The organism is Furfurilactobacillus rossiae DSM 15814 (assembly GCF_000428925.1).
GTDB lineage: Bacteria > Bacillota > Bacilli > Lactobacillales > Lactobacillaceae > Furfurilactobacillus > Furfurilactobacillus rossiae.
Window position 1 is genome coordinate 498,442 of sequence record NZ_AUAW01000001.1, and the last position, 15,833, is coordinate 514,274.

The 15,833-nt window shown below is 41.4% G+C and carries 14 protein-coding genes; 4 read left to right on the forward strand and 10 right to left on the reverse strand.

Going from position 1 to position 15,833, the window contains the following annotated elements; translation table 11 throughout:
- Nucleotides 1-19 precede the first annotated feature (19 nt).
- The gene (gene speC, locus G400_RS0102485) at nucleotides 20-2,197 is read left to right on the forward strand and encodes an ornithine decarboxylase (RefSeq protein ID WP_017262075.1); all 2,178 of its coding nucleotides are present in this window, start codon (nucleotides 20-22) and stop codon (nucleotides 2,195-2,197) included.
- A gap of 148 nt (nucleotides 2,198-2,345) precedes the next feature.
- Here the strand turns inward: speC (G400_RS0102485) and hisS are convergent, their stop codons facing one another.
- The 10 genes from hisS to G400_RS0102535 form a co-directional block, all read right to left on the reverse strand.
- Nucleotides 2,346-3,632 (reverse strand): histidine--tRNA ligase, encoded by a 1,287-nt coding sequence (gene hisS, locus G400_RS0102490; protein ID WP_017262076.1) that lies wholly within the window; start codon nucleotides 3,630-3,632, stop codon nucleotides 2,346-2,348.
- 370 nt (nucleotides 3,633-4,002) lie between these two features.
- A complete protein-coding gene (locus tag G400_RS0102495; protein ID WP_017262077.1) occupies nucleotides 4,003-4,509 on the reverse strand; it encodes an ECF transporter S component in 507 nt (168 codons plus the stop codon).
- Between the two features lie 7 nt (nucleotides 4,510-4,516).
- A complete protein-coding gene (locus tag G400_RS0102500; protein ID WP_017262078.1) occupies nucleotides 4,517-5,089 on the reverse strand; it encodes a TIGR01440 family protein in 573 nt (190 codons plus the stop codon).
- 39 nt (nucleotides 5,090-5,128) lie between these two features.
- The gene (locus G400_RS0102505) at nucleotides 5,129-5,620 is read right to left on the reverse strand and encodes a pyridoxamine 5'-phosphate oxidase family protein (protein WP_017262079.1); all 492 of its coding nucleotides are present in this window, start codon (nucleotides 5,618-5,620) and stop codon (nucleotides 5,129-5,131) included.
- A gap of 10 nt (nucleotides 5,621-5,630) precedes the next feature.
- Entirely contained in the window at nucleotides 5,631-6,800 is a 1,170-nt protein-coding gene (locus G400_RS0102510; protein ID WP_017262080.1) for an MFS transporter, read from the reverse strand.
- Nucleotides 6,801-7,067: 267 nt separating this feature from the next.
- Nucleotides 7,068-7,865, reverse strand: a complete 798-nt coding sequence (locus G400_RS0102515; protein ID WP_017262081.1) for a PfkB family carbohydrate kinase — start codon at nucleotides 7,863-7,865, stop codon at nucleotides 7,068-7,070.
- A 97-nt stretch (nucleotides 7,866-7,962) separates the two neighbouring features.
- Entirely contained in the window at nucleotides 7,963-9,279 is a 1,317-nt protein-coding gene (potE, locus tag G400_RS0102520) for a putrescine-ornithine antiporter (RefSeq protein WP_017262082.1), read from the reverse strand.
- A gap of 76 nt (nucleotides 9,280-9,355) precedes the next feature.
- Nucleotides 9,356-11,533 carry an ornithine decarboxylase gene (gene speC / locus G400_RS0102525; protein ID WP_017262083.1) on the reverse strand — a complete coding sequence of 726 codons (2,178 nt, stop codon included), beginning with the start codon at nucleotides 11,531-11,533 and terminating at the stop codon, nucleotides 9,356-9,358.
- A gap of 299 nt (nucleotides 11,534-11,832) precedes the next feature.
- Nucleotides 11,833-12,834: a LacI family DNA-binding transcriptional regulator gene (locus G400_RS0102530; protein ID WP_017262084.1), complete on the reverse strand. Its 1,002-nt coding sequence runs from the start codon at nucleotides 12,832-12,834 to the stop codon at nucleotides 11,833-11,835.
- 147 nt (nucleotides 12,835-12,981) lie between these two features.
- A complete protein-coding gene (locus G400_RS0102535) occupies nucleotides 12,982-13,833 on the reverse strand; it encodes a bifunctional hydroxymethylpyrimidine kinase/phosphomethylpyrimidine kinase (RefSeq protein ID WP_017262085.1) in 852 nt (283 codons plus the stop codon).
- A 201-nt stretch (nucleotides 13,834-14,034) separates the two neighbouring features.
- On the opposite strand from G400_RS0102535, the gene G400_RS15620 reads away from it, so the two are divergent.
- The 3 genes from G400_RS15620 (at nucleotide 14,035) to G400_RS14295 (ending at nucleotide 15,818) form a co-directional block, all read left to right on the forward strand.
- Entirely contained in the window at nucleotides 14,035-15,075 is a 1,041-nt protein-coding gene (locus G400_RS15620) for a DUF3114 domain-containing protein (protein WP_017262086.1), read from the forward strand.
- 217 nt (nucleotides 15,076-15,292) lie between these two features.
- On the forward strand, nucleotides 15,293-15,496 hold the full coding sequence (locus G400_RS0102545) for a DUF1659 domain-containing protein (protein ID WP_017262087.1): 204 nt from the start codon (nucleotides 15,293-15,295) through the stop codon (nucleotides 15,494-15,496).
- Between the two features lie 25 nt (nucleotides 15,497-15,521).
- Nucleotides 15,522-15,818: a DUF2922 domain-containing protein gene (locus tag G400_RS14295; protein ID WP_017262088.1), complete on the forward strand. Its 297-nt coding sequence runs from the start codon at nucleotides 15,522-15,524 to the stop codon at nucleotides 15,816-15,818.
- Nucleotides 15,819-15,833: the final 15 nt, after the last annotated feature.

Below are 15,833 nucleotides of genomic sequence, written 5' to 3' on the forward strand. Positions count from 1 at the left end.
TCGAAAGGAAGCAGGAAAAATGTCAAAATTGATCGTCGCGATGGCTCCCGAAATTGAGGACTATGTACAATCTGATCGGGAGGTCGTTGATGTCGCATCCGTTACAGACTGGACCAACGTTGGTGCAGTTGTATTGACGGATGATGAGCTAGAAATCGCCGACACGGTCAAAAAAACGACTTTTGGAATACCCGTTTTTTTAGCCACACACGATACTAATGCACTTGATAATAATCAGCATCTCAATGCTGTTGATCACCTAATTGATCTAAACAATGATTTTAACAAACAAATTTATTCTCGAGAAGTTGAGCACGCTGCTAGTGAATATGAAGAGAATTTAATGCCACCATTCTTTGCAGAATTAAACAAAGTTGTTAACCGTGGATCGTGGCAATTTGAATGTGCTGGTCATCAAGGAGGCGCATTCTATCTTAAGTCCCCCGTTGGCCGTAAATTCTACGACTTTTATGGTGAACGATTCTTCCGAGCAGATGTTTCAATCTCGGAAGATGGACTTGGTGATGTTCTAACTCATGATGGCGCCGCCTTAAAAGCAGAGAAGCACGCAGCAAAAGTATTCAATGCGGACAAAGCATACTTTGTACTAAATGGATCAACAACGTCAAATAACATTGCTATCACCGCAGCTGTCACAAAGGGTGATTTAGTACTCTTTGATCGCAATAACCATAAATCTGCTTACAATAATGCCCTCGTAATGAACGGCGGTATTCCAATTTATCTGGAAACAAGTCATAATTCGTATGGATTAATCGGTGGCATCAAGGATTCTGGGTACGACGAAAAGACACTTCGCGATGAAATTCGTAAGGTAGCACCCGAAAAGGCTGATCAAAAACGACCATTCCGGTTAGCAATCATTGAACACGACACATACGACGGTACTATGGCAAACGCACAACAAATTGTCGATAAAATAGGTCATCTTTGTGACTATATTCTTTTCGATTCTGCTTGGGCAGGCTATGAACAGTTTATTCCAATGATGAAAGAGACTTCTCCCCTCTTAGTTAACCTTGGCCCTGAAGATCCCGGTTTGCTCGTTGTTCAATCAATCCACAAACAGCAGGCTGGTATTTCTCAAGCGTCACAAATTCTTAAAAAAGACAGCCATATCAAGGGCCAGCGTCGCTATATAAGTCACAAACAGTTCAACAACTCTTTCATGAAGTATTCCTCAACATCCCCATTCTATGGTATTTTTGCTTCAATCGATGTTTCAGCAAGAATGCAAGAAGGCGAAACTGGTAAAAAGATGTGGAACGACACCATGTTAACCGTTGTTCGAGCACGTAAACGCTTATTACGCGAAGCAACAATGATTCGTCCGTTCGTTCCACCTATGGTCCATGGAAAACCTTGGGAAGACGCAGATGATCAGGAAATCGTCAATGACAAAGCCTACTGGGCTTTTGATCCCGACGAAAACTGGCACGGTTTTGATGGTTATAGCAAAGGTCAATATTTCATTGATCCAAATAAGCTCATGCTCGTCACTGCTGGTCTTGATATTCCAAATGACAAATATGAAGACTTTGGTGTGCCAGGCTCAATCGTGACTCACTACTTACACGAACACGGCATTATCAATGAAAAGAATGATTTAAATTCGGTGCTGTTCTTAATTACACCCGCCGAAGATGATGCAAAGATGAACAACTTAGTTGACCAAATCCTTAAGCTGGAAAAATACATCAACGAAGATGCCCCACTTAAGGAAGTATTGCCTCATCTGTACCAGCAGTATGAAGATCGATACAAAAATTACAAAATCCGTCAACTTTGCCAAGAAATTCATGATTTCTACAAATCACACAATGCAAAGAAATATCAAAAGGACATCTTCACCAAGGAGCATCTGCCAGAAAGAGCGATGACGTTGGAAGAAGCTGATACAGAATATCGCCGTAACAATGTTAAGCTCGTCAAATTAGATGACATTCTAGGGAAAATAGCCGTGGAAGGAATCATTCCTTATCCACCTGGTATTTTTGCCATCGCCCCTGGCGAACGTTGGACTCAAACGATTTTGAACTACTTTAAAGTGCTTGAAGAATCTACGAATAAGTTCCCCGGATTTAGTACTGAGGTTCAAGGAATGTATTATAAGGAAGAAAACGGTCAGGAAGTTGCCTACGGATATGTTTACGATCCCAACGCATCTAAAGATTAGTTCATCTATTTTCTCAGTATTTTCACGGAAGACATCTTATTGATGTCTTCTTTTTTGTTCTATATAAAAACGACACTGCTGAATTTTTATCACCCTCAGCAATGTCATCTTTTGTATTGTTTATCTAAGATCAACGCTAATCATTTATCTATTTTAAATATGTCATTGGATTCATTAGTAAGTCGTCAATATCAACTACTTGTTTCACGTCTGAATCGGCCTTTACCAATTCTATTTTTCTATCCGTGACTTCACGTTGTCCAACAACAGCATAATAACGGGCATTCTTCCGAATTGCTTCTTTGATTTGTGAACCAACCTTAATGCCTTGATAATCTTTATCAGCCGCTAAACCTTTCTGCCTCATACCGTTCAATAACTTAAACGCAAGATTGTCGCCATCCTCATCCGCCGATGCAAAGAAAATATCAGCTTGTGGTTGGGGAGCAAAGTTAGGATTCTCAGCTTTCAGCAACAGTAGCAAACGTTCTACTCCCATTCCGAAACCAATTCCACCCTCTTTAGGACCACCCAATTGCGAAATCAGCCCATCATAACGACCACCACCACAAACTGTGACAAAACCACCACCAAATACCTTGGCATCTGACATAATTTCAAAGATAGTTTGTGTGTAATAGTCCAAACCTCGCACCATATCCGAGTCAATCTCATAATCAATGTTTAGTTCATCCAGAAGACTCTGGACCTGCTCAAAATAATTTCTTGAATAGTCACTCAAAGAATCTAAAATTGACGGCGCATTTGCAACAATCTTTTGATCAGCCTCATCCTTGCTGTCCAAGACCCTCAACGGATTTTTGTACAGACGCGTCTTTGAGTCATCACTTAGTTGATCATAAAATGGCTTCAAGTAATTAATCAACGACGCACGATAATTATCACGAGTTTCCTGATCTCCCAGAGAATTGATTACCAGTTTTAAGTCACTTACCCCAAGTGTCTTAAAGAACTGCAGTGCCATGGCAATAACCTCAACATCAATTTGCGGTGATTCGCTATTTAAAGCTTCACACCCAATCTGGTTAAACTGCCGTTGACGCCCTGATTGCGGTCGTTCATATCTAAACATTGGTCCCATGTAATACACTTTGTATGGTTTAGGATATTCGGGACCGAACAACTTATTCTGCACATATGCACGAACTGTACCAGCAGTACCTTCTGGTCGTAAGGCAATTCTTCGTCCACCCTTGTCCTCAAAATCATACATTTGTTTCTCAACAATATCTGAAGTATCACCAACATTTCGAGCAAAAACATTGTAGTCTTCAAACATCGGGGTTCGAATACCCCGATATCCGTACTTCGGAAAGAGATCTCTGACAACACCTTCAAGTTTCTGCCAAGTTTCAATATCACCTGGTAAAATGTCTGCAGTGCCCTTTGGTCTTTGATAATCATATTCAGTCATATAAACGTCCCCTTTTCTGTATAAAAAGAAATACGCCCTCCAAAGTTACATAATGTAACTTTGGAGGGCGTCAAAACGCTGTTCCACCTCAAATTCATAACAGTCTCACAACTGTTACCTCAGTGAGTCTCAGATCGCGAGCTCCAAGACTCAAGATTGTTAACGCAATCACGCGAAACTTGCTACTCGAATGCTAATTGTCTTCGCAAATTTGGTTCGTAGATGTGTTTCACCTCAAACGCCAACTTTCACCACCGTTGGATCTCTAATACTTACAATGAAGCTTTTGCTCTACTCATAACCTCTGACATCATCGTATAACTATTTTTTGTAAAGTCAATACTTACGTCTTCTCATTTTTAAGGAATCATTATCGCCGTAACAAGCCACCAATTTTATCATTCAGAAAAAAGGCAACAATCGCCCCAACCATGCCTTGAATTAAATTGGCAGGAATTCCAATTAGTCCCATTGAAATTCCATACAATAAACTGTCCGATCCAAAATACCCACTAACCATAATCAGCGTTCCAATACATAGAACTAATGCTTGACCTGCTTTTCCTAAAAACTTAGCGGCCAACAGGCCAACGACGAGTCCTTCTATTCCATGAATTGCCAAAGAAAAAAACATATATTGGGCGTAACCGGACAGTAAATCTAATATAAAACCCGTTAGTGCACCTACTGTGGCCCCTTCTCGAGGTCCAAGACTCAACGCTGTTAAAAATATTCCAGCATCACATAGATTTACGTTCCCACGCGTTAGCGGGATGGGAATGAGAAAGATTCTACTAATAACCACAGTGACTGCCACCAACATCATGGTCAATGTCAGACGCCGTAGCTTTTGGTGCGACATAAACGAATCGTTCATTATCCAATCACCGAATATCCTTCAAATTATCTTCAGTAAACGTATACCGAGCTCGTTCCCCACCAATCAGTTTAGGCCGAGATGAAAGGCCTACAACACGCGCTTCACCAACATCTCGATGAGTCAAGCGAACCGGAATCTGCACAAACTTCACGTGCATCCCGATTTCCGTGCCACCAATATCAATGCCACCATCCGCAACGATATGTTCCACCTCGACTGGATCATCAAACTGCTGGTAAGCAGCCACTTGCGTACCACCGCCGGCATGAATAGCGGGTTTAACCGAAACTATTTCGAACCCATGGCGTTCAGCTACCGCACGTTCGAGAACTAGTGCCCGGTTAATATGTTCACACCCTTGAACAGCTAGGTTCAGATGACGGGGTTTAAGAAATGATTGGACCGTTTCTACGACAGTTTTACCAACGTCTAAACTCGAATCTGTTCCTTTCCACTTACCTAAAATTTCACTGGTACTACAACCAACGACAAAAATTCCATTTTCCGGCAATGTAACTTTTTCAAAATATTCAGTTAAAAGCTCATTGAGGTCATTTTTTATAGTTTCTCTAGTCATCTTTTAACTCCCTGTTTGGCATGGCATCTTAAGCATTATCTACAGCTTAGGTTCAATATGTCCCTTTACCGTGTAGTTTTCAACAACAATTCTAAAGACACTGACAAAATCCAAAGTTTGTCTATCAATTTGTGACCATTCATGACCAGTTTCATGAACTAGTAACGTTTGTAAGGCCATCATTTTTTCGTCACGTGTCATTAATTGAACGGCCTGTCCATACCCGATAATACTTCTATACCAGTAAGAATTATCGCTAGCTTCGGCGCTTTTGCTTGGCATCAGCGCGCCGCCATCATCTATTTCAAAGCCAACCTTGTCGTTGGCCTTTAATAAATCAAACTTTTTTCCCTGCGGTGCGCCGTGAAAGAACACACTGAGTTTGCCATCTTCATTCATCTTGTAACCATAATTTGTGGGCACCACATATGGAAAATCACCGTCGTTTAGTGCCAGGTGTAAAACGTGACTGTCCTTTAAAATTGAATCTATTAACCCTTGATCCACGATTTGCCGATCTTGTAACCGCATAACGTCCTCCTTATTTCCTTTTAAAATTCAAAAGCAAAACTTCTGAAAATAATAGCAACAATATTGCCATCAAAAACAGTGTTTGGTAACCACCCTTCACAATGACCACTCCGCCTAAAGCGGGACCAACTGCTTTCCCAATAGACGAAAACACGTTCACTAGCCCCTGATTGCGTCCCTTAACTTTCACTGGCGAATTTTGATCCACAACAACTGGCGCAGCTGGCACAAAAAGCGCTTCACCAATTGTTAAAAATACGGCCGCCACTAATAACCACATTTTATTGGTACCAGAAATTAAACAACTAAACGAAAGCATCAAGAAGAAAATGCCAAATCTGGACTGCATAATTGATGTTTTAAAAAAGTGAGCGAATCGAAGTAAAAACACTTGAATAAGTGTGATTCCGATGCCATTAATCACCCAGACGTGACTGTAAAACCCAGCAGAATAGCCCAAGCTTGTAAAATAGACGGAAAAATTGGTCATCCACTGTACATACACGATCCAAAATAAAAATAAGGTGATAAAAATACGGATGATTACATCTCTTTTGAGGACCGTTTCGCCTTGACTGTCATCCTCCTGAACACTTACTTGATTGGCATTCTCTGCAACATTGTGCTGACCCGTCCCTATTCCAATTAACGTTACAATTAATGCAATCACCGTTACTGTAGCCATCAACGTTTTAATTTCATTATGCCGATACAGTAATCCTAATGATCCGGATCCGGCTACTAATCCCAAATTGACGGCCAAATAAAGCAAATTAAAGTTTTTTCTCGAATCATTTTCCGGATTAGGCACTTGTAAATCACTCACTAAAGCATATTGAACTGTTAAGCACCAACCTGTAATAAATCCAAATGGCACCAAAAATAATATAAAGGCAACTAACCCATCGCCAAACATTCCAATAGAAGATACAGTCAGCAATAAATAAAAACCACTCATCAAAATCCTTTGATGAGACATCCGATCAAATAAGTATCCTGAAATTACGCTGCCGGCTGCATTAGCCAAGGAGTAGCACATTAGTATGACACCTATTATTGGCAGAGATAAGCCGAAGGCGTCATGCATATATAAAGTGCTGACCGGCCAGATCATGCTATAAATAGCATTCACTAAGAATGCCATTATCATAATACGGTTGATCTGTAACTTGGCCGCCAATTTATTCACTCCTCAACTATCTTCAAAATCGATTGCTACACGTCCATATTACCAAAATCAATTGCGGAACTTTAAGCACGAATTACACAAGCGGTTGTGACATAAGTTCATTTGGAACGAATAATAATGTAAGCAATATTGTGCACCCAAATTTCTGAGCATTCCGCTTAACCCAAAACTGACCCATTCCCAGGGTTCGGGAATGGGTCAGTTCTACGTTAATGCTTATTCTCAAATCGGACTTATGTCACAGCTCCTTCAACAAGGCTATGACCAAAAATTAATCGATTCAATCGAATCGCCAACTTGTAGAACATTTCGGGTCGCGTCAGTGATAAATTCCTTAGCTGTCCGAATTGCATTCTCCGTTTTCTGTCCGTTTGCTAGTTCTGCCGTAATGCATGCAGACAAAGCATCATCCTTACCAGATGGTTGTGGAAAAGGTGCGTGTTTATCTGTTAGCCAAAAATCATCGCCATCTTCAAGCAATACATAATCACGAATGTTATCCCGACCTTGATGTTCGTTACTTCCCTTAATAAGAACATTCTGAACACCGATACCGCGAAGTTCATTCGCTGCGTGAATCACATCATCATCTGATGTAATTTCAAAGCCAACTATTTTTTCGGCTTCTTCAATTGTTGGCGTAATAACATTGGCTAAGGGAATCAAATCAGTCACATACTTTGAGAAAGCTGTGTCGTCCAAAATAGGTGAACCAGTTTCATCAAACAATATTGGATCTAAAACAACCGGACCGACACTTTGATTCCGACATGCTTGTTCAACTGCCGTAATTAAATCCAAATTAGGCAAATACCCAACTTTGCAGCTAGAGATATGCAGACCATTTAAAATCGAACCAAATTGACGATCAACTGAAGTTGCCGACAACACAATGCCATCTTTCGATGACATTTCACCATCGCTAAAAATCGAGGTCAAAACTGTGACGCCATAAACACGTTTCACTGAAAAGGTGTTTAAGTCCGCTTGTAAATAGCGATTGCCCATTGAATATAGCCCGTTTACAGTTAAAGCCAACGGTATGCTTTCATCCATTTACTCACCCTCATTCAGCCTCAACTTAGTTTTTTGCCGAAGAACCAAAGCGCGAATTGCTTTTTTCGCACTACTTTATTCAATCGAGGATGCGTCATCAATTCGTAGTCTTGGACAAATCAAATTTATGTGACACAAATCCGTACAAGGTCCAACCTGCAAATGTCACAAGTGCACCGTATGCAAGTTCTTCAAAGCCGACTGCGTACAGTGCATAGAGACTGTAGAGCGATGCAATCGTAGCAATGATATTTGTCGTGCGTCGTGCAGATGCCGATACCTTGGCATCGAGTTGCATTGTTTTAAGCGCACCCATTGATAGCAAGTATGGAATAACATTTGTCACCACCGCCAAATTTACTAGAATTGTGAACTGTTTTGACAGGGATGGGCTGATCGTCATAAGAGCCAATAAAGACTGCAAAACAGTAATAATAATCATACCAATAATAGGTGTACCATTGGCAATTGTTTTCCCAAATATTTTCGGGAAATACCCTTCATGTGCGGAACTACGAAAGACTTCAGCGATAGTAAATTGCCAACCCAATAATGATCCAAAACATGAAATAATCATCAATCCCATAACGATATTTCCGACCATCGGTGTAAACATCTGACTGAAGGCCACCCCAAACGGTGCATTTGATGCGGCTAACTTAGCGTTAGGCACAATCCCCTGCATAACGTTTGTCGAAACGATATACATTACGGCTGCCCCAATGGTTCCACCTAAAACAGCAATGGGAACATTTTTCTTAGGATTTTCAACAGAATCCATATTTGCCGAAGCTGATTCCAGGCCTAAAAATGCCCACAATGTAATCGAAATTGAATTACTAATCCCCTTAAAGAATCCCATATTGTGTGGATTCCAAGATGCTGCATAAAGGTGGCCACTAAAGAAGAACCAGCCTGCTAGTGAAATAACGACAACCGGAATGATAACGCCCCAAACAGTGAAGGTACTGATTTGTCCAGTAATTCTTGCACCACCGAAGTTCATAACCGTAGCCAACCAAAGCGTAAAAATTGTGGCCAAAGCAACGCCAACTGGTGACATGTGTAAATGGAATAAGACATCAAAGTAACCAACCGCAGAAATTGCAATCGCTGCATTAGCAATCACAAGTGAAACACCGTACGTATAGTTAGCCATGAACGATCCTGCTTTACCGTAAGAATACTGAGCATAACCGCCCATACCACCAGAGTTTCTGGTATACATCCCTGCTCTCGAGAAAGCATAGGCTAAACACATTGCACCACCAGCTGTGACAATCCAAGATAATATCGACATCGTACCAACCTGCGCTAAATTGGTTGGCAGCATGATAATTCCTGAACCCATCATGTTAATGGCCGTAATAATCGTGAGCTGAACCACACTCATCTTTTTCTTTTCCTGGGCCATGATTTTACCTCTATCCGTTTTTCTAAAATTTATAAAAAAAACGTGGTAGACATGACGTCCACCACGTTGAATGGAACTACTCACCCTTGTTTTCTGACTTAGGATCGTAGACATACCCGTATGCAGTAGTCTGTCCATTTTCATTCTCGAAATAGACACCTTGAATTTCAGGCGCAAATCCTGGGAAACGGTTAATCCCTTCCTCCAAGATTAAGAAGTAGGTTTGAGCAACCTTGCTCCATTTTTCACCTGGGACAACACAGAAAATGCCAGGTGGGTATGGAAGTGCACCTTCTAAGGCGACTTCACCTTCAATATCTTTCAACGGTACAAGCTTGGCGTTATTGTGCAGCAACTCAACGTTTGCTTCATATGGCGTCATTGCCTGTTCAGGGAAGTAATCGGCCAAGAACATCTCTTTTTGATATTCTTTAGCATTGTTTCCCTTATAGAAGTCATGTAACTCTTGGCACAGTTGACGAATCGTGTAACCCGCGTAACGATCTTTGTGTTGTGCACACAGGTTTGGAAGCACATCTTCCAATGGCGCATCAGCCTTAACAAGTGATTCAAACTTAACGATTTGAGATACTAAGTTATTCATCTTGGCTGGTGTCTCTGCTGGCGTCATCAAGAACAAAATAGAATTCAAATCGTTCTTTTCAGGAATAATTCCGTGTTCACGCAAGTAGTTAGCTAAGATTGTTGCCGGAATACCAAAGTCTTCATATTCACCCGTTTGGACATTAATACCAGGCGTTGTTAACATAAATTTGTTTGGATCAACAAAGTATTGATCATCCTCATAGCCATCGAAAGCATGCCATTTTGCACCCTTTTCAAATCGCCAATAATCAATGTTGCTGACAATTTCTTCAGTGTCAGCATCTTCCCAGTTTTTACCATTTACAACTGGTGGCACAAACGGACGAATCATTGTGGCATTCTTCATCAAGTTTTTACGTGCATTTACTGAAGTGATTAAAGCATCACGCCATAACTTTTTACCGGCTTCGCCTTCTTGCATCTTGGCGTTAACATCCAAGGTTGCAAACAATGGGTAGAACGGGGATGTTGAAGCATATTGCATATAAGCGTTGTTGAATCGTTTGTGATCGATGTAACGCTTTTGCCCCTTAATGTGTGCGTCTTTTTTATGAATTTGTGATGCTTGAGAAAAACCAGCTTGTTGCTTATGCGTTGATTGAGTAACCAAAATACCCGGATCTTCAGGTCCCAGATCAAGTAACAATGGTGAAGAATCACGCATCATTGGAATAAATTGCTCATAACCGACCCATGCAGAGTCAAAAAGAATGTAGTCACACAAGTGACCAATGCGTTCAACAACTTGTTTGGCATTATAAATAGTGCCGTCATAAGTACCTAACTGAATAACGGCTAATCGGAATGGCCGTTTTTGCTTAGCCTTTTCTGGATCCACTTTTGCAGCCTGTTTACGGATATAATCCTCGTCAAAATCGCGGGAATAAATACCACCGATAAAACCGTATGGGTCTCGTGAAGTTTCTAAGTAAACTGGGCGGCCGCCGTCTTTAACCAATGCCGCGTTGTAGACAGACTTATGATTATTTCGATCAAATAAAACTAAATCATCTGGAGCAACGGCGGCGGTGATGGCAATATTATTTGAGGTCGTCGTTCCGTTCATAACGAAGTACGTCTTATCAGCATTAAATACTTGTGCCGCATGTTTTTCGGCGTCCATCGCTGGGCCTTCATGAATTAACAAGTCACCGAGATCAACATCAGCATTACAGATATCTGAACGAAAGACATTTTCGCCAAAGAAATCATAGAACTGACGACCTGCTGGATGCTTACGGAAATACTGACCACCCTGGTGTCCAGGACAGTCAAATTGAATGTTCCCACGTTCAACGTAAGCCTTTAATTCTTTGAAGAATGGTGGTAAAACGCCATCTTCATATTTTGAGGCAGCTGCCTCAATTTCACGGTTATACAACTGATGGTCATATTGATTTTTGAGATCCAAAATGTGATAGATCTTTTCCATCGTAGAACCGTCAATCTTGGAACTGTCATCAGAAATGACAAAAACGGGAATCCCAAATTTTGTTGCATTTGCCGCTTCAACAACAGATGTATCTTCATCCATGACCACTACAGCCGCGACGTCAACAAAGTCAGTTTCTGTTGCAGACACAATTTCTCGGTCTGTTTCAAAAAAGTTCATGGCCTTTTCCGTTGACGCAATTTTGAGCTTATCCATGTCGTACCTCCTAAAAATATTGTTGGTAAAGAACAAGTAAAACTTGCCACGGCTATATTTTTACTACCCGTTTTTTGCATTTACAATGCAATTTTGTAAACGTTTTCTTTTACGTTTTTTTTACATTGCTCATTTTTTGTCTAGTTTAGCACCCCTATTACGCCTACTAATTCGCATCTTTTTTGCGATTTTCTTAGCATTTTATAATTTTACGTTTTTTTACCTGACCAAATGAACACAAAAAAAGACAATCAATTATCACAATTGATTGTCTTGTCTTATCTTTTTAATGGATTCAATTAGATGTGCTTAATGCTTCCGCGTTTTTTCAGAACAACTGAAAAGAGTCTTTCATCTGAATCCGGTTTAAATTCCTCGTCACTTTTTTTGGCGAATAATATTTTAACTAGCTTCTCACCCATTTCTTGAATTGGTTGATGAACCGTCGATAATTCTGGTTGGACATAGCGCGTAATTTCAATATCATCGAAGCCAAGAATAGAAATATCCTCCGGCACACGTTTGCCATGAGCAAGGAGGCCACGGTTCAATCCAACAGCGAGCTCATCAGAGAAAGCAAAAACTGCGGTTGCGCCGCTATCAATAACCTGTTTGGCTGAATTAAAACCACTTACTTTAGAATCATCAGGCTGCTCAAAAAATAATGTTGGGTCTAAATCCAAATGATATTCTTTCAAACCATTTGAAAAGCCTGTGATTCGATGCAGTTTACTTTCACTATTTCCTGCCTTCATTAGCAAGGCAATTTTTCTGTGTCCATTATCAAGTAAATATTCGGCCGATTTACTGCCGGCTTCAAGTTCATTAATGGCCACAGAAGACTCGTTGTCCTGTTGCGGATCCATGATGATGCTAGGCAGACCAGTATTGGCCAGCAGCGTTTGCACAAAAGCAAGATCCATATTATCTCCTGCAACGATAATTGCATCTACTGGTCGTTCGCTTAATTCATGAATATGATATCCGATGCCCTCAGAATTTTCTGAAAATTCCACTGACAGTTCTGCAAACTGTGACACCAAACCGTCCTGCACCCCATGGATCAATTCACGGTAATACGGATTATCCAAGCTCGGCACGATCATTCCAACCGTCACTTTTGATTCAAATGGCTTATCATTCCCCGTATTGTGATAGCCCATCTTTTTTTGGAGACCGAGCACTTTTTGCCGTGTCGTGGCACTAAAGCGCTCACCCTTACCATTAAGAATCTGTGAAACAGTTGTTGGCGAAATGCCTGCCTCGTTTGCAATATCAGTTATCGTCGTTTTCTTAGACATAATTTACCCTACTCTTCATAAATAACTCTTTTATTCGTCACTTTACATAGCATAAGCCAACTAACAAAAAAAACATAGTGAAATGTAAGCCCTTTAATATGGACACATTCAGCCTTTTGTACCCGCCATCATTTTTTGATGATAAATTTATTCAAAAGTCATCAATAACGAAATTGCATCTTTAAGCTGAAGGCCTAACTTCCATTGAGCGGCTGGAAGAGCTGCTGTTTCTTGGATTGCTGCGTAAACAACCGCCATCGCCTCTGAAACCAGCTGGTCCACATCAAGCTTTGGGAATCTAAGTTTCAATACATTAAACGTGGCACTAAACAAATCACCGGTACCAAAAAAGTGCCCTTTGATTATGTTCTTGCCAGCCCACACAATTTCATTACCACGGAGCCAAGCACAACCAATCGCGCTGCCCTTTTTGACTCCCGTTGCAATAATCTGACAGTCAGGAGCAAAACTTTGACACCGTTTCAGTGCCTGCCGCAATTTGTCATCCGACGGGGTCATTTCTAAATCGTTTTCTGACAACAGCCCCAGTTCGGTAACGTTAGGCAAAGCAATTTGCGCACCACTCATTAACCGTCTCATTTCCTCAACGTAACTTTTCGTCAGAGATGGATAGAGTCTGCCCTGATCAGCCATGGCTGGATCAACAATAAGGTTTGGATTGCGATGCTGCCTAATTTCCATATTCACTAGTTGAGCCAGCTCATTTGTTCCTAAGTATCCAATAAGTGTCGAAGTAAACGGCTTGATATCAATGGTATCCCAATGATGCCAAACTTGTTCCATCCAGTCAGCCATTATTTCTCTATGAGGTTGACCAAACCCCTCTGTTTGCGTTGATAACATTTGTACAGGCAAAGAGGCTGTCAAAATATTCATCGATTGGCTTACCGTTAATGCAGATGTCATGGACATCTGTCCAAGAGCAGTAAAATCTTGAATAATGAGTGTACTTAAAACATTGCTCGCTTGCTTTTCCATTGAATAATTAATGACCCTTTCTTCTGAAATAAAAATCGAATTCGGCTATTCGAGAACTTTCTCTCAATTTACCACTGTTCATGTAGATTAGCGTTCGCAAATCCCATTTAAACTAATCAAATGGATAATTTTCATTCAAATATTCCTTTTTACCCATCGCAATGTGTTACCCTTACGCTAAGAAGAACGAGGAGGCGCATTATGGCGCAACATCAAAGACTTATTTCGCTAATTGAACCACCTGTCAGTTTGTCTGACAGTAACATGTCAGCCTATGTCGAAGGAACTTACGATTTGCTGGTACGGTTGGCAGATCATCAGCAGTGGGACGAAGCTGCCTTAACAGCTTTAACTAAAAAAATCGCGTCAACAGTTAACGACGCCAATTTAAAGACCCAGTTTAGTAACTGGCAAGCATCCAGTGCCACCGTAGGCAGTTCAGCATTTACCACTTTATTTGCCGCCAGTTCGATGGCACCGATGGACAAAATGCGTCAATTGCTTTCAATCCTTGGTGCTCATCTCAACAGTAACACTGGCGATTTAGTCGCGGATCATGAATTCGCCCGTGAAGCCGGTCCCAGCGACCCCTTCTGGCGCGAACTTGCTCATACTGTTCAGGCAGCTTTTCCAAACGGACTGGCTCAAGATGACGCAACGGTCCGCATGGTTCACCAGTTACGGTACCTAATCGACGCCCATAACGTCGCGTTTGTGCGACGTTCATTTGAGCTCAACGGAGAAAACGATCTTGAAGCGCTCATTGCGTTTGACAAAGACGCCATCGCTCACGGCAATATTGCCAGTAAAGCGGATTCTTCCCGCATGCACAACAAGCAGCCAGAGGCTTTAGCACGCGGCGTGTTGCCGGCACTTCCAACCGCTAATTTCAAACGGTTAGTCGATTTTCATAGTGAATTTGTAATTGCCCCCGTTCCCGAACCGACGTTTATCATTGTGCCACTGGGACAAATTGCTAATGTAAATGATGTGCCGGCATACGTTCGCGGTCTGACCTTAGAAGAACGCAACGCCCTAGTTAATGGGGCATCTTTCAATTATGCTGACACAAACGATTATGGTCAACCTGAAAGTCGGCACGCTTTGTTTGACGTAAACTATGGCGAAAATGACCCGATGGTTCGTCGACTGGCAATGAAGCCATACACCAGTCCACGGGCAGAGCCACGTGCCATTGCCCTGCTTCAGCAACAATACGACGCAGCCGTTCAACAGCGTTAATTAAATATGGAGCATCTTAAACTTTGTCACCTTGGTACTTTTTTACTTAGGATTGGCAAAGTTTTTTTATGCCAAAATGCACTTGCGCGAAGCTTTTGTAGACTTCCTACGCCATAAAAATTACCTTCCCTTTACAAAGTGCGCTCTTCATTTCGTTACTAATGATGTAGTCGTGGCCACGATATACAAATACCTCAACATTTAAGGAGCGAAACACATGTCACAAAAATGGCTTAAAACGAGCGTTCAATATCTTATTTCAGGTGAAGGTCACAGTACGCCGATCAAACGGAACTATAATACCGTTGCTCAAAACATCACTGATGATCAACTGAACAAGTTTGGCGCAGCAATTGCAAGTCTGTCCAACGACAGTGTTAACGACATCTTTGTTACCACAAAGCAAGAAGCGAACGCCTAACTCACAATCAAAGGAGAATTAGTTTATGAAAGAATTGAGTCTCAAGTTTAAAAACGGTGACGGCAAGGCCAGCCACCTAAAATTACGATACGTTAGTGAAGACTTAACTGAATCCGCAGTCCGTGCCGCAATGAAGACCATCGCAGAATCAAACGTGGTGGTTGATAAAGACAACCATCTGACTTATGTAACCCCTGTTTCAGCTCAGTATATCGACACTGTGAATACGGTGATCTTTGACGATGAGCCGGCCAAGAAACCTCATGTTCCAACACCGCCTGCATCATCTGTCCTAGGCACCACCGCACAACCACAAGTTTAACCCTCAAGTTTTAGC